This window comes from Photorhabdus noenieputensis (assembly GCF_018448935.1).
In the GTDB taxonomy this organism is placed as follows: domain Bacteria; phylum Pseudomonadota; class Gammaproteobacteria; order Enterobacterales; family Enterobacteriaceae; genus Photorhabdus; species Photorhabdus noenieputensis.
Map to the genome: position 1 here is coordinate 42,778 of NZ_RCWC01000002.1, position 21,153 is coordinate 63,930.

18 protein-coding genes and 4 tRNA genes are annotated in these 21,153 nt (G+C 43.6%); 17 read left to right on the forward strand and 5 right to left on the reverse strand.

All coding sequences use genetic code 11. The annotated features are described in order from the left end of the window. The 10 genes from wzxE (at nt 1) to EAE91_RS02310 (ending at nt 7,741) form a co-directional block, all read left to right on the forward strand. On the forward strand, nt 1-1,251 hold the full coding sequence (gene wzxE / locus EAE91_RS02265) for a lipid III flippase WzxE (RefSeq protein WP_214087074.1): 1,251 nt from the start codon (nt 1-3) through the stop codon (nt 1,249-1,251). Next, nucleotides 1,248-2,333: a TDP-N-acetylfucosamine:lipid II N-acetylfucosaminyltransferase gene (locus tag EAE91_RS02270; protein ID WP_214087075.1), complete on the forward strand. Its 1,086-nt coding sequence runs from the start codon at nt 1,248-1,250 to the stop codon at nt 2,331-2,333. Before wzxE ends, EAE91_RS02270 begins: the two co-directional genes overlap by 4 nt. Continuing rightward, on the forward strand, nt 2,330-3,709 hold the full coding sequence (gene wzyE, locus EAE91_RS02275; RefSeq protein WP_214087076.1) for an ECA oligosaccharide polymerase: 1,380 nt from the start codon (nt 2,330-2,332) through the stop codon (nt 3,707-3,709). Before EAE91_RS02270 ends, wzyE begins: the two co-directional genes overlap by 4 nt. Continuing rightward, on the forward strand, nt 3,700-4,437 hold the full coding sequence (wecG, locus tag EAE91_RS02280; protein ID WP_214087077.1) for a lipopolysaccharide N-acetylmannosaminouronosyltransferase: 738 nt from the start codon (nt 3,700-3,702) through the stop codon (nt 4,435-4,437). The genes wzyE and wecG overlap by 10 nt, the downstream gene beginning before the upstream one ends. Nucleotides 4,438-4,696: 259 nt before the next feature. Beyond that, nucleotides 4,697-6,073: a bifunctional threonine/serine APC transporter ThrP gene (gene thrP / locus EAE91_RS02285; RefSeq protein ID WP_214087078.1), complete on the forward strand. Its 1,377-nt coding sequence runs from the start codon at nt 4,697-4,699 to the stop codon at nt 6,071-6,073. Between the two features lie 157 nt (nt 6,074-6,230). Then, nucleotides 6,231-6,307, forward strand: a tRNA-Arg gene (locus tag EAE91_RS02290). 75 nt (nt 6,308-6,382) lie between these two features. Beyond that, a tRNA-His gene (locus tag EAE91_RS02295) sits at nt 6,383-6,458 on the forward strand. Nucleotides 6,459-6,473: 15 nt separating this feature from the next. Beyond that, a tRNA-Leu gene (locus EAE91_RS02300) sits at nt 6,474-6,560 on the forward strand. A 29-nt stretch (nt 6,561-6,589) separates the two neighbouring features. Next, nucleotides 6,590-6,666: transfer RNA gene (locus EAE91_RS02305), tRNA-Pro, on the forward strand. A 772-nt stretch (nt 6,667-7,438) separates the two neighbouring features. Further along, the gene (locus EAE91_RS02310; RefSeq protein ID WP_214087079.1) at nt 7,439-7,741 is read left to right on the forward strand and encodes an NINE protein; all 303 of its coding nucleotides are present in this window, start codon (nt 7,439-7,441) and stop codon (nt 7,739-7,741) included. 90 nt (nt 7,742-7,831) lie between these two features. Here EAE91_RS02310 and hemY read toward each other — a convergent pair whose 3' ends face one another. Genes hemY through hemC form a run of 4 tightly spaced genes read right to left on the reverse strand, consistent with a single transcriptional unit; the run spans nt 7,832 to nt 11,893 of the window. Then, complete coding sequence (hemY, locus tag EAE91_RS02315) at nt 7,832-9,064, reverse strand: protoheme IX biogenesis protein HemY (RefSeq protein WP_214087080.1); 1,233 nt, start codon at nt 9,062-9,064, stop codon at nt 7,832-7,834. Between the two features lie 5 nt (nt 9,065-9,069). Further along, complete coding sequence (gene hemX / locus EAE91_RS02320) at nt 9,070-10,194, reverse strand: uroporphyrinogen-III C-methyltransferase (protein ID WP_214087081.1); 1,125 nt, start codon at nt 10,192-10,194, stop codon at nt 9,070-9,072. Between the two features lie 20 nt (nt 10,195-10,214). Further along, on the reverse strand, nt 10,215-10,955 hold the full coding sequence (gene hemD, locus EAE91_RS02325) for a uroporphyrinogen-III synthase (protein ID WP_214087082.1): 741 nt from the start codon (nt 10,953-10,955) through the stop codon (nt 10,215-10,217). Further along, nucleotides 10,952-11,893 carry a hydroxymethylbilane synthase gene (gene hemC, locus EAE91_RS02330; RefSeq protein WP_214087083.1) on the reverse strand — a complete coding sequence of 314 codons (942 nt, stop codon included), beginning with the start codon at nt 11,891-11,893 and terminating at the stop codon, nt 10,952-10,954. The genes hemD and hemC overlap by 4 nt, the downstream gene beginning before the upstream one ends. A 598-nt stretch (nt 11,894-12,491) precedes the next feature. Here hemC and EAE91_RS02335 point away from each other — a divergent pair. Beyond that, complete coding sequence (locus tag EAE91_RS02335) at nt 12,492-15,068, forward strand: class I adenylate cyclase (protein WP_214087084.1); 2,577 nt, start codon at nt 12,492-12,494, stop codon at nt 15,066-15,068. Between the two features lie 31 nt (nt 15,069-15,099). On the opposite strand, the gene cyaY is transcribed toward EAE91_RS02335, so the two are convergent. Continuing rightward, on the reverse strand, nt 15,100-15,417 hold the full coding sequence (gene cyaY / locus EAE91_RS02340) for an iron donor protein CyaY (protein WP_214087085.1): 318 nt from the start codon (nt 15,415-15,417) through the stop codon (nt 15,100-15,102). 78 nt (nt 15,418-15,495) lie between these two features. Here cyaY and lptM point away from each other — a divergent pair, with 78 nt between their 5' ends. The 6 genes from lptM to uvrD all read left to right on the forward strand — a co-directional run bounded on the left by lptM (nt 15,496) and on the right by uvrD (nt 21,144). Beyond that, the gene (lptM, locus tag EAE91_RS02345) at nt 15,496-15,681 is read left to right on the forward strand and encodes an LPS translocon maturation chaperone LptM (protein ID WP_214087086.1); all 186 of its coding nucleotides are present in this window, start codon (nt 15,496-15,498) and stop codon (nt 15,679-15,681) included. Between the two features lie 48 nt (nt 15,682-15,729). Continuing rightward, the gene (gene dapF, locus EAE91_RS02350) at nt 15,730-16,554 is read left to right on the forward strand and encodes a diaminopimelate epimerase (RefSeq protein WP_214087087.1); all 825 of its coding nucleotides are present in this window, start codon (nt 15,730-15,732) and stop codon (nt 16,552-16,554) included. 32 nt (nt 16,555-16,586) lie between these two features. Further along, the gene (locus tag EAE91_RS02355; protein ID WP_214087088.1) at nt 16,587-17,291 is read left to right on the forward strand and encodes a DUF484 domain-containing protein; all 705 of its coding nucleotides are present in this window, start codon (nt 16,587-16,589) and stop codon (nt 17,289-17,291) included. Continuing rightward, nucleotides 17,291-18,199: a tyrosine recombinase XerC gene (gene xerC / locus EAE91_RS02360; protein WP_214087263.1), complete on the forward strand. Its 909-nt coding sequence runs from the start codon at nt 17,291-17,293 to the stop codon at nt 18,197-18,199. Before EAE91_RS02355 ends, xerC begins: the two co-directional genes overlap by 1 nt. Continuing rightward, on the forward strand, nt 18,199-18,915 hold the full coding sequence (gene yigB, locus EAE91_RS02365; RefSeq protein ID WP_214087089.1) for a 5-amino-6-(5-phospho-D-ribitylamino)uracil phosphatase YigB: 717 nt from the start codon (nt 18,199-18,201) through the stop codon (nt 18,913-18,915). Before xerC ends, yigB begins: the two co-directional genes overlap by 1 nt. Nucleotides 18,916-18,981: 66 nt before the next feature. Then, a complete protein-coding gene (gene uvrD, locus EAE91_RS02370) occupies nt 18,982-21,144 on the forward strand; it encodes a DNA helicase II (RefSeq protein ID WP_446676312.1) in 2,163 nt (720 codons plus the stop codon). The last annotated feature ends 9 nt before the right edge of the window (nt 21,145-21,153 follow it).

A 21,153-nucleotide genomic window follows, 5' to 3' on the forward strand; every position in this document is an offset into this window, starting at 1 on the left:
ATGTCGTTAGCTAAAGCATCAATATGGACTGCGGGCTCCACACTGATAAAAATCGGTGTGGGGCTTTTAATCGTTAAATTACTGGCGGTTGCTTTTGGCCCCAGTGGAGTTGGGCAGGCGGGTAATTTTCGCCAGCTTATCACTGTGCTTGGAGTGTTGGCTGGTGCCGGTATTTTTAATGGTGTGACTAAATATGTTGCTGAGTATCATCAGCAGCCAGAAAGATTGCGTGCGGTACTGGGAACATCTTCTGCCATTATTCTTGGGTTTTCCACGCTGTTGGCAGTGATTTTTTTGCTGTTTAGCGGATCTATCAGTATTGGATTATTTGGTCATCAAGATTATGAGCCAGTTGTGCAGGCACTCGCCTTTATTCAAATGGGGATTGTTTTTGCCAACTATTTTTTGGCTATTTTGAAAGGGTACCGGGATGCACAGAGAAATGCGCTGGCGATTATTGTTGGTAGCGTGATTGGCGTGATGGCCTATTATCTCTGTTTTGTCCTTGGTGGGTATGAAGGCGCTTTGGCGGGTTTGGCTTTAGTGCCAGCATTAATCATATTTCCTGCGGGATTGATGGTTTGGCGTCTCAAAGCGGTATCGATTTCAAGTTTTAAGCCTATGTGGGATAAAGTACTGGCTGGTCAGCTTGGCAAGTTTACCCTTATGGCCCTGTTGACTTCTATTACTTTACCCGTTGCTTACATTATGATGCGAAATCTGTTAGCAGAGCATTATAGTTGGCACGATGTGGGGATTTGGCAAGGTGTAAGCAGTATTTCCGATGCTTACCTGCAATTTATCACAGCATCTTTTACTGTTTATCTGTTGCCAACGCTTTCACGATTGCAGGGTAAGAACGAAATATCAAATGAGATAATTAAGGCGCTGAAATTTGTTTTGCCTACGGTGGCTGTTGCAAGTTTTACTGTATGGTTGCTACGTGATTTTGCTATTTGGTTACTTTTTTCTGACAAATTTACTGCTATGCGTGATCTATTTGCCTGGCAGTTGGTGGGTGATGTTCTGAAAGTGGGTGCTTATGTTTTTGGCTATCTGGTGATTGCCAAGGCTGCGTTGCGTTTTTATGTGTTGACAGAAGTTAGTCAGTTTTTATTGCTTACTGGTTTTGCCCACTGGCTGATTCCTGTAAACGGAGCGTTAGGTGCAGCACAAGCCTATATGGCAACTTACATTATTTATTTCACCCTTTGTTGTGGTGCATTTCTTATTTATCGTAGGCGAGCATGACAACCCTAATTCACGTTTTGGGATCTGATATCCCACATCACAATCGAACAATATTGCGCTTTTTTAATGACGTCTTAGTACAAGAAATTGGTTTTTTAGCCAAACCGAAGTTTATGGTAGTGACCGGGAATCGCGCTTTATTAGATGATTGTCCGGCATTGGATATGGCATTCTTCGACAGTAAAAAATCTTTGGCGCAAGCTGTTATTGCTCAAGCGCGTTCAGATAGAGATTGTCGGTTTTTTTTTCATGGCCAATTTAATGTGAGTTTGTGGTTGGCGCTGTTGTCAGGAAAAATCAAACGTCATCAGTTTTGGTGGCATGCCTGGGGAGCTGATCTGTATGAGGACTCCAGTCAGTTAAAATTCCGTCTATTCTATTTCTTGCGTCGCCTGGCACAGCGCCGGGTAGGGCATGTGTTTGCGGTTCGTGGAGATCTCTATTTTTATTCTCAACATCATCCAGACGTACCAACATCATTGCTCTATTTTCCAACCAGAATGGAACCTGCTTTGACAATTGCAGAAAGAATACCTGTTGAAGATGGCAAGATGACAATTTTGTTGGGGAATTCCGGTGATCGATCGAACCGCCATATTACGACCTTGAAAACTATTCATCAGCAGTTTGGCGATAAGGTGCGAATCATTATCCCAATGGGTTATCCTGAAAACAATCAGGTTTATATTAATCAGGTTGAACAGGCTGCTTTATCGCTGTTCCGGCCAGAAAATTTGAACATTATTAAGCAAAATATGGCGTTTGATGATTATCTGGCATTACTGCGCTGTTGTGATTTAGGGTATTTCATGTTTAATCGCCAGCAGGGGATTGGAACGATTTGTCTGTTGATACAATTTGGCGTGCCATTTGTACTCAGTCGTCAGAATCTTTTTTGGCTAGATTTGACAGAACAGCAAGTGCCGGTATTTTTCTCTGGAGATCCTTTAGATAGTCAACTGATTGCGGAAGCACAACGGCAGATGTTCTCTTTGGACAGGAATGCGATAGCTTTCTTTAGCCCGAACTTTATTGATGGTTGGCGGCAGGCGCTGGCGAAAGCGGCGGGAGAGCAGCAATGACTTTAACGCAGTTTGGCGGATTATTTGCTGTTTACCTCATATCGCTGGTTTTCATCCTGACGTTGACCTATCAGGAATTCCGGCGTGTACGTTTTAATTTTAATATATTCTTCTCATTGCTTTATTTGCTGACGTTCTATTTTGGCTTTCCACTGACGTGTTTGTTGGTTTTCCAATTTGATGTTGAAGTAGTGCCTGTAGACGCCTTACTACACGCTTTACTGGCTTCGACCTGCTTTTATGGTATTTATTACGTCAGTTATAAAACCCGGCTAAGAAAGTCGTCTATGCAGCCTAAAGCACCGGTATTTACCATGAACCGGGTAGAAACCAACTTTACATGGTTATTACTGGCATCAGTTGCGGTGGTGACAGTGGGGCTGTTCTTTATGCAAAACGGTTTTCTATTGTTTAAATTACAGTCGTACAGTCAAATTTTTTCCAGTCAGGTTTCCGGCGTTGCTCTAAAGCGATTCTTTTACTTCTTTATTCCTGCCATGTTGGTGGTTTATTTCTTGAAGCCGACACAGTTACGCTGGCTGTTTTTTCTGATAAGCACAGTGGCTTTTGGGATACTGACTTATGTCATTGTTGGCGGAACACGGGCTAATATTATCATTGCGTTCGCGTTGTTTCTGTTTATTGGCATTGTGCGTGGCTGGATAACCTTGTGGATGTTGGTAACGGCGGGAGCAATAGGGATTGTTGGCATGTTTTGGTTGGCACTCAAACGTTATAGTTTGGATGTCAGTGGTGCAGAAGCGTTTTATACTTTTCTCTATCTTACAAGGGATACTTTCTCTCCGTGGGAAAATCTTGCGTTACTGCTGAATAACTACGACAAAATTGATTTTCAGGGATTAGCGCCGATTATCCGTGATTTCTATGTCTTTATTCCAAGCTGGCTTTGGCCTGGACGTCCTGATGCTGTGTTGAATTCTGCGAATTATTTTACCTGGGAAGTACTGGATAACCACTCTGGTCTGGCAATTTCTCCAACTCTGATAGGCTCTCTGGTTGTAATGGGGGGCGTGTTATTTATTCCGGTTGGTGCGATTGTTGTTGGATTGATAATTAAGTGGTTTGACTGGATTTATGAATTAGGGAAACAAGAGACTAATCGTTATAAGGCCGCCATCTTGCAGGCATTTTGCTTTGGTGCGATCTTCAACATGATTGTGTTAGCTCGCGAAGGAGTGGATTCATTTGTTTCCCGTGTGGTGTTTTTCTGTATTATTTTTGGCTTATGTCTGGTCATTGCTAAGTTATTGTACTGGTTATTTGAGAGTGCGGGGCTGATTAAAAAGTATCTGACTAGCAACCGAGTAGTATCACAAAAACGTCCGCTGCAATGTGAGGAAAGAAAATGGAGCTAAACAATATTCCTAAATACAGTATTCGTGGTTTGAATATTTGGGGCTTCCGCGATATGGCGCACTTTCTTGACCATATTTTTCAACGCGGGCAAGTAAAGAGGGGTACTCTGGTTGCGATTAATGCGGAAAAAGTGCTGACGGCAGAGGAAGACCGCGCTTTAAGTACACTGCTGAGTGACGCAGAATATCTGTATGCTGATGGTATCAGCATTGTACGTGCGATTCGCCGTAAATATCCTGATGCTAAAGTTTCTCGTGTAGCGGGCGCTGATTTATGGGAAGCCATCATGGAGCGTGCCGGTAAAGAAGGCACGCCTATTTTTCTGGTTGGAGGTAAACCAGAGATATTGGAACAGACGGAAAGTAAACTGCGAGCTCAGTGGAACGTCAATATTGTTGGCAGTCAGAACGGTTATTTCACACCAGAAGAACATCATGCTGTTTTTGAACGGATTCATGCCAGCGGTGCGGCGATTGTGACAGTTGCAATGGGATCGCCTAAACAAGAAATTTTTATGCGTGACTGTCGGAAAATTCATTCGGATGCGTTGTATATGGGGGTTGGCGGTACTTATGACGTATTTACCGGCCATGTAAAACGTGCGCCAAAAGCATGGCAGAATTTGGGGCTTGAATGGCTTTATCGCCTATTATCACAACCAAGTCGTATTCGTCGGCAGTTTAAGTTATTGAGATTTCTTGGATATTATTACAGTGGTCGTTTGTAAATCTACGTTTTGCCTGTCGTGTGAATTTTCGTCAGGCGATACTTTCGTCAGTCGATATAATGAATTTATTCCACAATATTTATCTAACAGTTTGATCCGGCCGGATTTTCACTATTTGTAGTTAATTATTGGATAATTTTTTATTCCACTCAATGGAAAAACATGTTTTGATCCCTGACCTTTTTATGGCTGATTAACATCAGTCTTGTATGTTTTTGTTACTACACATTACAACAATATAACAATGGACAGGGAATTTATGGCAGATCAACAACATAGCTTGCAACGGGGTTTAGAAGCCCGTCATATAGAGCTGATAGCATTAGGCGGCACAATTGGTGTCGGTCTGTTTATGGGCTCGGCCAGTACATTGAAATGGGCTGGTCCTTCCGTTTTGCTGGCTTATATTATTGCCGGAATTTTTGTTTTTTTCATTATGCGATCGATGGGAGAAATGCTGTTTCTTGAACCTGTCACAGGTTCTTTCGCCTCTTTTGGACATAAATATCTCAGCCCATACTGGGGATGCCTCACTGCTTGGGGCTATTGGTTTATGTGGGTGGCGGTAGGAATATCAGAAATAACGGCTATCGGGGTTTATGCTGAGTTTTGGTTCCCTGAACTTCCTCAGTGGGTATCAGCATTGATTGCGGTGGCACTGGTCGCTTTGGCTAACCTCGCGGCGGTACGTCTTTATGGTGAGCTGGAATTTTGGTTTGCGATGATTAAGGTGACCACAATTATCGTCATGATTCTGATTGGCTTGGGATTGATATTTTTCGGTATTGGTAATCAATGGCAGCCTATTGGGTTGGATAATCTGACTGCGCATGGCGGTTTCTTTGTGGGTAATTGGCAAGGATTCTTGTTTGCGCTCTGTATTGTGGTTGCATCTTATCAGGGTGTGGAGTTGGTTGGTATCACTGCGGGGGAAGCGAAGAACCCTCAGGTGACATTGAAAAAAGCGATTAACAATATTCTCTGGCGTATCCTGATTTTCTACGTGGGCGCGATCTTTATTGTAGTGACATTATTTCCGTGGACAGAAGTGGGTTCACAGGGCAGCCCGTTTGTCATGACATTTACCAAAGTTGGGATCACCTCAGCGGCAGCCGTGATTAACTTTGTTGTATTGACGGCCGCGCTTTCCGGTTGTAACAGTGGTATGTACAGTGGTGGGCGGATGCTTTATGCGTTGGCGCAAAACCGTCAGCTACCTTCATCATTGACTAAATTGTCAAAGAATGGGGTACCGGTAATTGGTATTGCTATCACTATTTTGTGTTTGATTGTGGGCTCTAGTTTGAATTACTTGATCCCGAATCCGCAGGCGGTTTTTGTTTATGTGTATAGTGCCAGTGTGTTGCCAGGAATGGTACCGTGGTTTGTTATTCTGATGAGCCAATTGCGTTTTCGTCAGTATCATCAACAATCACTGAAACAACATGGTTTTAAATCTATCCTGTTCCCCTATGTAAATTACCTGACATTGGCATTTTTATGTTGTGTGTTGATAGGTATGGCCATTAACCCGGATACCCGTTTTTCATTGCTGGTAGGTGGGGGATTTTTGTTGATAGTGTCGCTGATTTATTGGTTGGTGAAGCTTTTTAACGGTAAAAAACTCAAAGCCTGATCGATTGATTTACTGTCACGGTGGTAGTGAATAGGGAAGTTAAGGGCTGGCTTTATCTACGAAATGAACAAGGTGTAATCAAACGCATCATTTCTTTAAAAAAGCACTGGACAGTAGATCATTAAATCCGTACTATCCCCATCCGCAACGGCGTTAAGCGCCCGTAGCTCAGCTGGATAGAGCGCTGCCCTCCGGAGGCAGAGGTCTCAGGTTCGAATCCTGTCGGGTGCGCCATTATTTGCGTGCAAGAGCTGCGGTGATGTATTACGCTGTTGGTAGTTAAGTATTTAGCAGTAAATAGCTGTTATGGTGGCTATAGCTCAGTTGGTAGAGCCCTGGATTGTGATTCCAGTTGTCGTGGGTTCGAGTCCCATTAGCCACCCCATCTTTTTTATGACACGCGAGGGTGGCGGAATTGGTAGACGCGCTAGCTTCAGGTGTTAGTGTCCTTACGGACGTGGGGGTTCAAGTCCCCCCTTTCGCACCATAAAAAAGAGAATAAAGAATAAAAAATTTCGGCGAGTAGCGCAGCTTGGTAGCGCAACTGGTTTGGGACCAGTGGGTCGGAGGTTCGAATCCTCTCTCGCCGACCAAATTCTAAAAGAACCCTGCACAACGCAGGGTTTTTTGCGTTTTATCCCTTTTTGTTCCCCTAACTTTTTGTTTCCTTTCCTGTCCATGTACCTTCAAGTTGTTCTCTGCTGATGCAAATTTAGTGGATTGTTTTTTTGAAAATAACTATTTGTTTTATATGTAAATTTCTCATTTTTTGTATTTTGACGACAATTGATATATTAGCTGTCTCAAATAAGAGACTTATAACAAATTGAATTATAATGAAAATAATAAATACCTTATGTTTTGTCTCAAATAAGAGACAGTGCATAAAATGAATTTTGTGATGATTCGATTTGTTGTTGTAATAAATAGAGAAATAGCTGATGAAGCGAGGCAGCTTTCATTTGCATAAAAGTTGGCACACTAAATGCATTATTATAAACGTAGATGCTCATCCTATTTCTTATGATTGCGTATGCTTCATAAACCCAGGGATGATGCAGAGCCGATTATCGGTGCCTATTGTCCATGTCACAGATGAGTAAGATATAACCCTCTTTTCATCGCCGACCGGACTCAACGTTGAGTGAGGCACTATCCGTCTGTAGACCTGATTGTATTTGTACACCTATCTTTGTTTTTAAGGTAGGTGTTTTTTTTATTTCTGAAAGGTATATCTGGCAGGTTTATATACTGTTTAGGTATTACTGTCTAATATAAACAGAACTGAAAATATGATGGTTAGTTTTTTGGCTATAAAATTAATTTAGTTACTTCGTTCCTAAACTTATCTTAAGGGGAATATTGATGTCAAAAATGATAGGATGCTTTGGTTGTGGTCGAATGTTGCATGAGTCTGCACAATCGTGTCCACATTGTGGCGCGATGATAAAGGCTTATTCTTCTGGTAGTAAAAACCGAATTGTTGCTGCACTGTTGGCGTTTTTTCTTGGTTACATTGGCGCTCATAAATTTTATCTGGGCAAAATCGGTATGGGGATTTTATATCTGCTATTTTGCTGGACATTAATCCCTGTACTTATCGCATTTATTGAATTTATTATTTATCTTTGCACTTCCGATGAAGATTTTGCCAAGAAATATGGTTAGAAAAATGCCCCGTGTGGGGCATTTTTAATCAGAGGTATGAAGACTTGCTAATAAAGATGGCGATGGATGAGAGATCACGACGTTACAGTGTTAGTTGACACTATTGCTATTAACTAAATCACTCTTCACGACATTACTCTCGCGCTTCAAAGTGAGCATTAATCCCTCGCGCCGAACTTGTGCGGCCTCTTCTGGTTTACGCAGTTTATCCAATGCATCTGCTAACCAGGCATAATCATGTGCATCAGGACGTTGAGCTAATGCGGTTTTAAAGTCTTTTACTGCTTTTTCCCATTCTCTGTGGCGCAAAGCAACTTGTCCAAGCGTACTGTTTAGCAGGGGAGTTGAGCCATGTTGTTTTAACTGATAATCCAGCGCGTTTTGTATCGGCTTTGGATCTTCGCTTTTTAAGCGTGGGATCAATAAGAGTAAACGTTCGTCATATTGACGTTTTAAGCTTTCCAAGATGATCTTTTGTGCAGTTTCATGGTCATCACATTCGATTAAATGTTCAGATATTGCAACTTGTAAAGCCACATCATGGCGAATTTTTCGGCTTTGATCGTGCCACCAACGTTTTAAGCCTTCGCTACCTTGTTCTGCCATGTACTGATTCATCAGGCCGATATAGGCTTGCTGGCGCAATTTGTGAATTTGTAACTCATCATGTAGATGGATTTTTTCCATTACTGGTAGTATATCAATCAGTGACTGGTAAGCTCCTGACTTCATATAAGCCTGTTCAGCCAGGCGTAAGACTTCTGGATGGCGTGAAGCTTGATTTAATAGCTTGTCTACACCATGACGGGCTGCATGAATTTCACCTTGCGTGAGTTGAATACGTACACGGGTAATATCCACGGGCAACTGGTTATTATCTGCGACTTCTGCCGCACGTTGCAGATATTGATTGGTACGGAATTCATCCCCGCGTTGTTGAGCTGCTTCAGCCGCTAGTAAATAGTTGACCACAGGTTGTTCTGCATGGTCAGCGTTACGGGTCAGTAATTGCTCAACTTGTTTGAAATCGCCTTCTGCCAGTTTGATCAGCGCTGCTTTTGTTTGAGCATGGGCACGGCTGCGTTTGCGTCCAAGGAACCAGCCACGGGTACGTGAGCCTGTGCGTATAACTCTACGGTAGCACCAGCCAAGGAGGCAGAGTACCAATTGTAAAAGAACAAATATAATGAACAGGCCGGTAACACTGGTTTCAATGTTGTAATTGTCAGTTTGAATCAGCACATATCCTTGATGACCGGCAACGATTGGACCAAGCACAATACCAACAATGAGTACCACAAACAGTAATAGAACTTTCAGCATAGCTCTCAGCCCTCCTGATTGGTTTCAGAAGATTGGGAAAGCAAGTTGCGAACCCGGGTTTGCATCAGTTTTTCCAGTAAAGGCTGGCTTGAAAGTTGGTCCGGCGCAGTGATGGAAACAGGCTGCTGGCTTAATGAATCAATTTCGTCCAAGAATGCTTTGGTATTGGGATCGTTGATATCAAAGTAAGCTCTAACCCAAGTTGAAACCGTTTCTAATGACTGTTTAAAAACTTCACCTTGATGACGCGGTATTGCCTGGGCGGCAATCAACAGTCGGGCGCGAATATTCTCTCGTAGATAGATATCTTGATTTGGTGCCAGTAATGGTTCTGCTGTGGTATCCCGGCGACGGATGGTAATGAAATTATCCATGAAACTCTTCCAGCTTTTGCTCAAATTCTGGTGCCATTCAGATAACGTACCGGTTAATTCATCATTATCTTCGTCCATTGGCGAACCATCAGTTGTATTGTCAGCCAGACGCAGATTATCTACTTGGTTAGAAAGCTGATTAACTCGCAGGATAATGCCGTCAAAATCAATCTGACTAATGGCGGATAATGTACTGATGTCTTGTGTAATTGCCCGACGAATTTCAATCAAGCTTGGATCATTCATTTCAGCGAGACTGGCATCTGCATTTTTCAACAGAGCAGCGGCAGTGACTATATCTTGATCATTCCATAATTTCCGGCCTGCCATTTTGACCAGAAAATCAGCTTGTGCCAGTAGCCAGCTTTTTACATCAGAACTGGATAACGCAGAGATTTTGGCCTGTAACTCTTGTAGACTATTACCTAGTTGCTTATTTTGTGCGGCGAAATGGCTTAAAGTCTGTGATTGTTCTTTAAACAGCGCTTCAATATGCTGTTTATCCTGTGATTGCTGTTGTTTCAGTGATTCCAGTTGTTGGCGTAGCTCGTGGTTCTCGGTACTCAGTAAATGGCTTTGCTGCTGTCCGTAGTAATAAAGACCGCCACCAATTGCCAGCATGATTGCAATAGCAATAATGTTTTTTAGCGTGCCAGCACGTTCTTGCTTTTGAGGCACTGTTTCGGGCTGTTGCGAGTTTTCAACCGTAGTTTTTGTTTGTTCAACTGTCTCGGAGGACTGTTTTTGCTCCGTCATAGTGGGCATCCCATGTCAGTTTATTCTAGTGCCTGAATTAAGGCGTCATTATCTGCACTTTTTGCAACTTTAACATCCTGCCAGCCCAAGTTACGGGCGGTATGTGCAAGACGCTCGCTTACCACAATCAGGCGGCAATGCAATAACCACCTGTTTCGATCACTTTCGGGTATTAAGTTATATAACAGTTGCAGTATTTCGCCACTGGTTACAACTAAAGTTTGTACTTCATACTTTTGCCAGTGGGCACTGAATTCTGCTGCCGGGTAGTCTACTGGCTGACGGAAATAACATTCACAATAATTAACTGTGGCACCTCTTTCTGTCAGCGTCCGGGCAATAAGTTCACGTCCGCCATTTCCCCTAAGCAGCAAAGCCTGTTTATTTTCAACCTGATATAGTGATGGTAGTGTTAGCAGGATTTCGCTGGTCTCACCCTCTGATGACCAGATAACATTCATACCCGTTAGTTGATGAAAAGCCAGAGCGGTTGATCTGCCAATAGCATAATAAATCAGCTTATCGGGCCATGACAGATTAATTTTATTTAACTGCGAGTTTGCATAATAAACTGCATTTTTTGACAACAGAAATACCATATCACCGGTATTTAAATGGCTAAGCTTCTCAGCTAGCTGTGGCAGCTCTGAACCAGGGTGAATATTGATTAAAGGCGCGCTGAAAGCTGTTTTTCCCGCAGCCTGTAACTTTCTGACTAGTTCCTCTCCGGCAGGAGCGGGGCGAGTCACCAGAATGCTCATGTGGGGGGATTTCCTCGATAAATTTCGGTGAGTATTTTCCGCGCGCCCCGCTCTAGCAACTCTTCTGCCAATTCAACGCCTGCCTGGCAAGCATCTTTTGGTAAAGCTGTTCTCTCACCGCGAATAATAACACTACCATCAGGTGCGCCAACCAATGCCCGTAACCAGATTTTCCCATCCTGCCAAACGGCATAGCTACCTATTGGTACTTGGCAGCCTCCTTCTAGCCGGGTATTCATCGCACGTTCGGCAAGAACACAGATTTCTGTATCATAGTGATTTAATGGCGCTAGCAGCGTTTGTGTTTGTTGGTCGTCAAGGCGGCATTCAATTCCTACTGCTCCTTGACCAACGGCAGGTAATGATTGTTCTGCTGTCAATGGCGTACGGATACGCTCATGCAGTTTTAACCTATTCAGTCCTGCGACGGCGAGGATGATTGCATCATAGTGACCATTATCCAACTTGCTCAGGCGGGTTCCGACATTGCCCCGAAGGTCACGGATAATCAGATCAGGACGTAATTCACGGAGTTGACACTGACGGCGTAAGCTCGATGTGCCAACAATGCTGCCGGTTGGCAATTCATCAAGAGAAGGATATTTGACAGAGACGAAAGCATCATGAGGATCATCGCGTTCACAAATCGTGACCAGACCTAGCCCTTCTGGAAAAGAGACTGGGACATCTTTCATTGAATGGACCGCGATATCGGCTCGGCCTTCAAGCAGAGCTAATTCTAACTCTTTGACAAACAGCCCTTTTCCGCCGATTTTTGCCAGAGGCGTGTCCAGAATGACATCGCCTTTGGTTACCATCGGAACCAGTTGAACTTCCAGATCTGGGTGACATTGTTGTAGTTTTTGCTGAACATACAGCGCTTGCCACATAGCCAGAGGGCTTTGTCGGGTTGCGATACGGATGGTTTTAGTTGACATAGATGTTTGTATTTCTCGGGCTTTTCAGCCGTCATATATAATGAAAAACATAGCACTCGTTTTAACACTTCAGCACTTTTTTTTCCAGCTAGGGGCTAAGAAGAAGGTATGCTGGTTATGTTAAATTATAAAATAAATTTTAATTTTTAAATTATTTTTATGGCAATGAAACTAGATTGATTTAATTATGAATTAACTTTTTCAGTAAATTATTTCTGTAATTAAGAAATTCTGAATGAAAAGAATCGTTAATTAAAATATAGCCAATGGAGTCATTTTCATCGGGTTGATGATAACAAGGTATTATGCGTATTAGCTTGAAAAAATGGACGGAGAAAATTTCTTTCGTATAAGAAAGTATAAACGGTATGGGTTTTTTGATTATTTCCTTATATAACAACGTATTATTTGATTTTTCGTACGATAGGACATCGCAATTCAATTGCTTTACTGACTTTACGGTTTATCGACAAGGTGTTAAATTGATCACGTTTCCGGTAATAAATTGGTAAAAATCATTCTAAATAATTCCATCAAGCTATAACAGCCGGAAACGGGGGATTTATCTGGTCACTGGAACTCAATTGGGCGAGACGTCTTGTACCTTTATATCGAAACACTGAAGCAGAGACTGGATGCGATAAACCAACTCAGGTTAGAACGCGCCTCTACCGCCATGAGTGCGGAATTTAAACAGGTATACAGTTTACTGCCAGTATTATTGCATTATCATCATCCGATGATGCCAGGTTACATTAACGGTAATGTTCCCTGCGGCGTATGCTTTTTCGTGCATGATGAAGCACAAAAATCGTATCTTAATGATTTAGAAAGTAGATTAGATCACTTCATAGAACAGTCTGCCAATGGTGAATTGCCTATTACTGGTATTTACTCAATGGGCAGTACCTCATCAATCGGGCAGAGCGGTTGTTCTGATTTGGATATCTGGGTATGTCATCAGTCATGGCTTGATAATGATGAGCGCCTTTTGCTGCAACGTAAGTGCACGCTTATTGAACAGTGGGCGGCAGCGCTTGGTATTGAAGTCAATTTTTTTCTTATTGATGAAAACCGCTTTCGCCATAATGCGAGTGGTAGCCTCGGTGGTGAGGACTGCGGTTCTACCCAACATATTCTATTACTTGATGAATTTTACCGCACCGCTGTACGTATGGCGGGTAAGCGTTTGCTATGGGAAATGGTGCCCGTAGAAGAAGAACGCCATTATGATGAATATGTTTTATCCCTTTATGCGCAAGGTGTCTTGACGCCGAATGAGTGGCTTGATCTTGGTGGACTGGGTGAACTATCCGCTGAAGAGTACTTTGGTGCTAGCTTATGGCAACTCTACAAAAGTATCGATTCCCCTTATAAAGCCGTATTAAAAAGCTTATTACTGGAAGCCTATTCCTGGGAATATCCCAATGGTAAGTTACTGGCAATGGAGATGAAACAGCGCCTACATGCTGGTGAAATCGTCTCCTTTGGCCTTGATGCATACAGCATGATGCTTGAGCGTGTTACCCGTTACCTGACGGAAATTAATGATACGACCCGTTTAGATCTAATACGTCGATGTTTTTATTTAAAAGTTTGTGAAAAGCTCTCTCTTAATCAAGATGATAAAGGTTGCATTGGCTGGCGACGCCAGGTTCTAACCCAACTGGTCTATGAGTGGAAGTGGGAGCCAGAGCGGTTGAAAATTTTGGATAACCGCAACTCATGGAAAATTGAACAGGTTCGTGATGCGCATAATGAACTGCTTGATACCATGATGCAGAGCTATCGTAATCTAATCCGTTTTGCCCGCCGTAATAATCTGAGTGTCAGTGCCAGTCCACAGGATATTGGTGTGCTGACGCGTAAACTTTATGCTGCATTTGAAGCATTGCCAGGCAAAGTAACGCTGGTTAATCCGCAAATTTCGCCAGACTTATCAGAGAAAAATTTAACATTTATCTATGTTCCTCAAGGACGGGCAAATCGCAGCGGTTGGTATCTTTACAATCAGGCACCGAATATTGGATCAATTATTGGTCATCAACCTCTGGAATATAATCGTTATCTCAATAAACTGGTGTCGTGGACCTACTTTAATGGCTTGTTAACAGAAAAATCATGTGTCCATATTCATCATGGAGGCACCCAATGTGATGAGTTGAAACTGCATGAATTGATTAATGATATTTCTGCTCATTTCCCCATCCGTCTGCCAGCACCGACACCGAGAGCGCTTTATAGTCCGTGTGAAATTCGCCATTTGGCGATTATTGTCAATCTGGAGAAAGATCCGACGGCTGAGTTCTCCAATCAGGTTGTACATTTTGATTTCCGTAAGCTTGATGTATTCAGTTTTGGTGAATCGCAACAGTGTTTGGTGGAAAGTATTGACTTACTTTACCGTAATTCATGGAATGAAGTGCGGACCTTACACTTTAGTGGTGAACAATCTGTACTGGAAGCGTTGAAGACCATATTGGGCAAGATGCATCAAGATGCCGCACCGCCAGCGGCGGTTGAAGTGTTCTGTTACAGCGAACATTTACGAGGGCTTATTCGAACTCGGATTCAGCAACTGGTATCTGAATGTATTGAATTACGTTTATCCAGTAATCGTCAGGACCCAGGTCGTTTTAAAGCATTGCGCATTGCCGGCCAGACTTGGGGGCTGTTCTTTGAACGTCTTAATGTATCTGTGCAGAAATTGGAAAATGCCGTGGAATTCTATGGGGCAATTTCTAATAACAAATTGCATGGGTTGCCGGTGAAAATTAATACCAAAGAGACACATTTGCCAGCGGTGGTTGATGGTTTTGCCAGTGAGGGCATTATTCAATTTTTCTTCGAAAATACGCAAGATAGTAAAAGTTTTAATATCTATATTCTGGATGAAACCAACCGGGTAGAAATCTATTCTCATTGTGAGGGGAGTAAGGAAGAATTGGTACGCGACGTCAGTCGGTTTTATTCTTCATCTCATGATCGGTTTACCTACGGATCAAGTTTTATCAACTTTAATTTGCCGCAGTTTTATCAGATCGTCCAAATGGAAGGCCAGATTCAGGTTATTCCGTTTAGTGGCTCATCCTTCTCACATTTGTGTGTGGCTCATGATGGGGAAAATGGTGGAGAAGAACGCCCAGAATTTTATCGTTCTGTATCGCATTACTGATTTACCCCGCGATGCGGGGTAGGTTCAAGCATTAAAAGCTGAACTGTTCGCCGCTTTGCTCGGTGATGGCATGTGCTAGCATGGTTAAAAAATTGTCACCGCTGCGGTCACAAATCCACTGCTCTTCTTTATAGTCAAAATGATAACCACCGCCTTTGGTTGCCAGCCAGATTTGATGGAAAGGTTCCTGGCGATTAATAATAATTTTGCTGTCATTATCAAAGCTCAGGGTCATGACGCCGCCATTGGTTTCACAGTCGATATCGGCATTGCCATCATAATTATCCAACTGCCCTTCGATATAAAGCATCAATTGGTCGGCTAACTGGTGAAATTCACTGTCGTTCATCTTCATTTCCTATTTGCTTTTCGAGGTCTAACTGCGATTATAGAGAATATTGACGTATGAATTACAGGCATTAATGCAATGAAGAAAAAATTACGTGGATTTCTGGCTATCATAACCTTATTTATACTTTCTGGCTGTGGACTAAAAGGTCCCCTCTATTTTCCTCCAGAACAACCATCGACCGAGAAGGTGACAACTGCATCTCAGATTCCCGCGAATACTGAGCAGCAAGGGCAGAAAGTGGATAGTACCTCTCAGAAATAAGCGAGATAAGCCGATAGTCAGTGACTAGGGTTTACGGTGGAGCATTATATGCAGTTCTCCAAAATGCATGGTCTGGGTAATGACTTTATGGTCGTTGATGCTGTGACCCAAAATGTTTATTTCTCACCAGAGCTGATCTGCCGTTTGGCGGATAGGCATACCGGTGTGGGCTTTGATCAATTGTTAATTGTTGAAGCGCCCTATGATCCAGATATGGATTTTCACTATCGCATTTTTAATGCTGACGGTAGTGAAGTTGCACAGTGTGGCAATGGAGCGCGTTGTTTTGCCCGCTTTGTCCGTCTTAAAGGATTAATTAATAAGCGTGATATTAAAGTCAGCACGCAATCAGGGCGGATGATGTTGAGCATCACCAATGATGATCAGGTTTGCGTTAATATGGGGGAGCCTGAATTTGAGCCGCATCATGTACCATTTCGTGCGTTAAGGGCAGAGAAAACCTATATTTTACGGGTAGTAGAGAGAACTGTGCTTTGTGGTGTTGTCTCTATGGGGAATCCTCATTGTGTGATTCAAGTACCAGACGTGGAAACGGCCGAAGTAGAAATTTTGGGGCCAGCTTTGGAAAGCCACGAAAGATTTCCTGAACGGGCGAATATTGGTTTCATGCAGATTTTAAACTGTGGTCATATCCGCTTACGGGTTTATGAACGTGGCGTTGGGGAAACCCAAGCTTGTGGCAGTGGTGCTTGTGCAGCGGTAGCAGTAGGCATTCAGCAGCAATTGCTCGACAATCATGTTCAGGTAGATTTGCCGGGAGGTTCACTGTTTATCTGTTGGGACGGGCCGGGAAAACCGCTCTATATGACGGGACCGGCGACGCATGTTTATGATGGCACAATTCATCTGTAATCGATTCGGATTTGAGCTGCGGAGCATCGAAGATGGAGAAAAAAGAAGAGCAGTTGAACATCAATGACATACTTGATGATCAGACTGTCGTGGATTATTTGCTGGAAAACCCCAATTTCTTTATCCGTAATGCATGTGTCGTTGAACAGATGCGGGTTCCTCACCTGGTAAGAGAAACGGTTTCTTTGGTTGAATGGTACATGAATCGCCAGAGAACACGGATTGCTTATCTGGAAGAAGATATAACTTTGCTCATGGAACAGGCTAGAGTGAATGAACAACTGTTTGAGCAGTTGCTTAAATTACTTATTGATTTGGTTGCGGCAGAGAGTTTGCAAGATATGCTTAGTCGGTTAAGTTCATGGGCTAAGAATATGGGGCTAAATAGTGCCAGCATCCGTCTTTTCAATGATAAATGGCATATTGGCGCACCACTTGATGCACCTAACTTAGCGCTTTCTCGCAATGCTTTTGAGCCAATTCGGATTCAGCGTTTTGGTAATAAAAACCACTATCTCGGTATGCTAAATGGGCCGGAAATTTTATTGCTATTGCCGCAAGTTCGGCAAGTAGGTTCGGTTGCCGTCTCTTTACTGGGAACGAGGGGCGAGCTAGGAATGGTGATATTTAACAGTCGGAGCCATCAACATTATCAAGAAGGCATGGGAACTGACATGCTTGAGCATCTGGCTAAATTATTGCCGGATATACTGTCTCGTTGGATTAAACGCATATGATGCAGGAAATTGACCCGTTACTGGAGCCGATTGAGGCATTTTTGCGCTACCTCAGGGTAGAGCGTCGGTTAAGTCCAGTGACTATCACCAATTACCGTCGCCATCTTGCTACATTGGCTGAGATGGTTTTAGAAATGGGTGTCAGCCAATGGAAAGATCTTGATCCCGCCAAAGTGAGAATGTTGGTAACACGTAGTCGTCGGGCTGGTTTGCAGTCAGCTAACTTGGCGTTGCGTTTATCTTCCTTGCGCAGTTTTCTTGATTGGCAGGTGATTCAAGGCGAAATTTCCGTTAATCCGAGTAAAACCGTCAGTACGCCGGGAACTAAGCGTCATTTGCCGAAAAATATCGATGTGGATGAAGTGAACCAACTGCTGAATATCGATTTTAATGATCCATTATCAGTGCGTGACCGGACGATGTTGGAAGTGATGTATGGTGCTGGATTACGTTTGTCGGAGTTGGTGGGCCTTGATTGCCGGCATCTGGATCTTGAAAGTGGAGAAGTCTGGGTTTCAGGTAAAGGCAGTAAAGAGCGGAAGGTCCCTTTGGGACAGACCGCGGTTGAATGGCTTAATCGTTGGTTGGCGATGCGGGAGCTATTCGAGCCGGAGGATAATGCTGTTTTTGTCTCAAAGAGTGGGCGGCGAATATCAACCCGTAATGTACAAAAACGATTTGCGCAGTGGGGAATACGCCAGGGAATAAGCAGCCATATTCATCCTCATAAATTGCGCCACTCTTTTGCCACTCATATTCTGGAGTCCAGTGGTGATTTGCGCGCGGTTCAGGAATTACTGGGCCATGCCAGCTTATCCTCCACACAAATCTATACTCATTTGGATTTCCAGCATTTGACAAAAGTGTATGATGTAGCCCATCCCAGAGCCAAACGGGGGAAATCGTAATGCGTTTTTATCGGCCTCTTGCGCCAGTGTTAGCGATGACATTTGATCTGGATGATACACTGTATGATAATCATCCCGTCATGGATAAGGCAGAAGAGGAAGTACTGAATTTTGTACGGCAGTATGATTCTAGGTTGAGTCACCTTAATCATCAGGATCTATATGCTTTCCGTGAATTGACACTTGAGCAGTATCCTGAAATTTATCATGACATGACTTTATGGCGTTGGCACTCTTCAAAGTTGATGTTTTGCCATTACGGTTTTAACCGTGAAGACGCTGATCGGGGGGCAGATGATGTCATGGCGCATTTCACACTTTGGCGTAATCGAATTGATATTCCTGAATCAACACATAAAACTCTGGCGGCACTTGCTGAACAGATACCACTAGTCGCCATTACTAATGGCAATGCAGAACCTGCCGCTTGTGGTCTTGCCCCTTATTTTAAATTTGTGCTGCAAGCTGGCCCTGATGGGCGCGCAAAACCTTGCAGCGATATGTACTATTTGGCCGCGGATCGCTTGGGTTTACCGTTTGGGCAAATCTTACATGTCGGTGATGATTTGAATACCGATGTGGCAGGGGCGTTGGCTAGTGGTATGCAGGCTTGCTGGATGAATACCAAGAATAAAAAATTATTGCAGCCAATGGAAAGCCGCCTGCTGCCTCACATTGAGATTTACGATTTGGCTTCTTTGACAGCATTGATATAATCAAGAAATTATTCTGTATAAAAACACAGCAACCTCTGGTCGCTGTCTAATCAATTGATGGTAACTATGGACGTCTCCTATCTGCTCGAAAGTCTGAATGACAAACAACGGGAAGCTGTAGCTGCTCCGCGAACCAATATGTTGGTATTAGCTGGCGCAGGGAGTGGTAAAACCCGGGTTCTGGTACACCGAATTGCTTGGTTGTTGTCGGTGGAGAAGGCTTCGCCATTTTCCATTATGGCCGTGACCTTCACCAATAAAGCGGCTGCGGAGATGCGCCATCGGATTGAAAACTTGATCGGTACCAGCCAGGGTGGAATGTGGATTGGTACGTTCCACGGTTTGGCTCATCGGTTGTTACGAGCGCATCATCTGGATGCTAATTTGCCACAGGATTTTCAGATTCTTGACAGCGAAGATCAACATCGCCTGCTTAAACGCATTATTAAAGCGATGAATCTGGATGATAAACAATGGCCAGCTCGTCAAGGCATGTGGTACATCAATGGTAAAAAAGATGAGGGATTGCGGCCACAGCATATTGAAAGTTATGGCAATCCTGTTGAGGCGACATGGCAGAAAATTTATCAAGCTTATCAGGAGGCTTGTGATCGGGCCGGGTTGGTGGATTTTGCCGAGCTTTTACTGCGAGCCCATGAGTTGTGGTTGAATAAACCTCAGATTCTGCAACATTACCGTGGCCGTTTTACTAATATTCTGGTGGATGAGTTTCAGGACACTAACAGTATTCAATATGCCTGGATTCATCTGTTGGCAGGGGAAACAGGCAAAGTGATGATTGTCGGAGATGATGATCAATCTATTTACGGTTGGCGTGGTGCTCAAGTCGAGAATATTCAGCGTTTCCTGAAAGATTTTTCCGGTGCTGAAACTATCCGTTTGGAACAGAATTACCGCTCCACCAGTAATATTTTGAAAGTTGCCAATACATTGATTGCCAATAACAGTGATCGTCTGGGTAAAAATTTGTGGACTGATGGTGTAGAGGGTGAACCTATTTCCCTTTATTGTGCATTCAATGAACTGGATGAAGCCCGCTATGTGGTTAGCCGGATTAAAAACTGGCTTGAAAATGGTGGCGCTTTGAAAAATTGCGCCATACTTTACCGCAGCAACGCGCAGTCCCGTGTACTGGAAGAGGCGTTGTTACAGGCATCAATGCCATACCGTATTTATGGTGGTCAACGATTCTTTGAGCGTCAGGAAATTAAAGATGCACTGGCTTACTTGCGTCTGATCGCCAATCGTCATGATGACGCGGCGTTTGAACGTGTAGTGAATACGCCTACTCGTGGTATTGGTGACAGAACGTTAGATATTGTGCGCCAGGCGGCGCGTGAACGGCAGCAAACCTTGTGGGACTGTTGCCAAATATTGCTGCAAGAGAAAGTGCTGGCCGGGCGTGCCGCTGCGTCCTTGCAACGTTTTATTGAACTGATTGACGCGTTATCGACAGAAACTGAAGAGATGCCATTGCATGTTCAGACTGACAGGGTTATCCGAGATTCTGGCCTGCGAGCGATGTATCAGCAGGAGAAAGGTGAAAAAGCGCAGGCACGGATTGAAAACCTTGAAGAACTTGTTACCGCGACTCGCCAGTTTAGCTATCAGGAAGAAGATGAAGATTTGACGCCATTGCAGGCATTTCTTTCCCATGCCGCGCTGGAATCGGGAGAAGGGCAGGCCGATGCTTATCAGGATTCAGTGCAACTGATGACATTACATTCGGCTAAGGGACTGGAATTCCCACAGGTATTTATTGTTGGCATGGAAGAAGGCATGTTCCCAAGCCAGATGTCGATTGAAGAAGGCGGACGTCTGGAAGAGGAGCGTCGCTTGGCTTATGTGGGTTTGACGCGTGCAATGGAAAAATTGACCATCACTTATGCCGAAAGTCGTCGTTTATATGGCAAAGAGGTGTATCATCGACCATCTCGTTTTATTGGGGAACTGCCGTCAGAATGTATTGAAGAAGTGCGGTTACGTGCGACAATATCTCGTCCGGTTAGCCATAGTCGGTTGGGCACACCTATCAGTGCCAATGATAGCGGTTATGCTCTTGGACAACGTGTTCGTCATCCTAAATTTGGTGAAGGAACCATTGTCAATATGGAGGGGAGTGGTGAACATAGCCGATTGCAAATCGCGTTTCAAGGGGAAGGGATTAAGTGGCTGGTGGCTGCTTATGCCAGACTTGAAATGGTCTGAAAATAATAT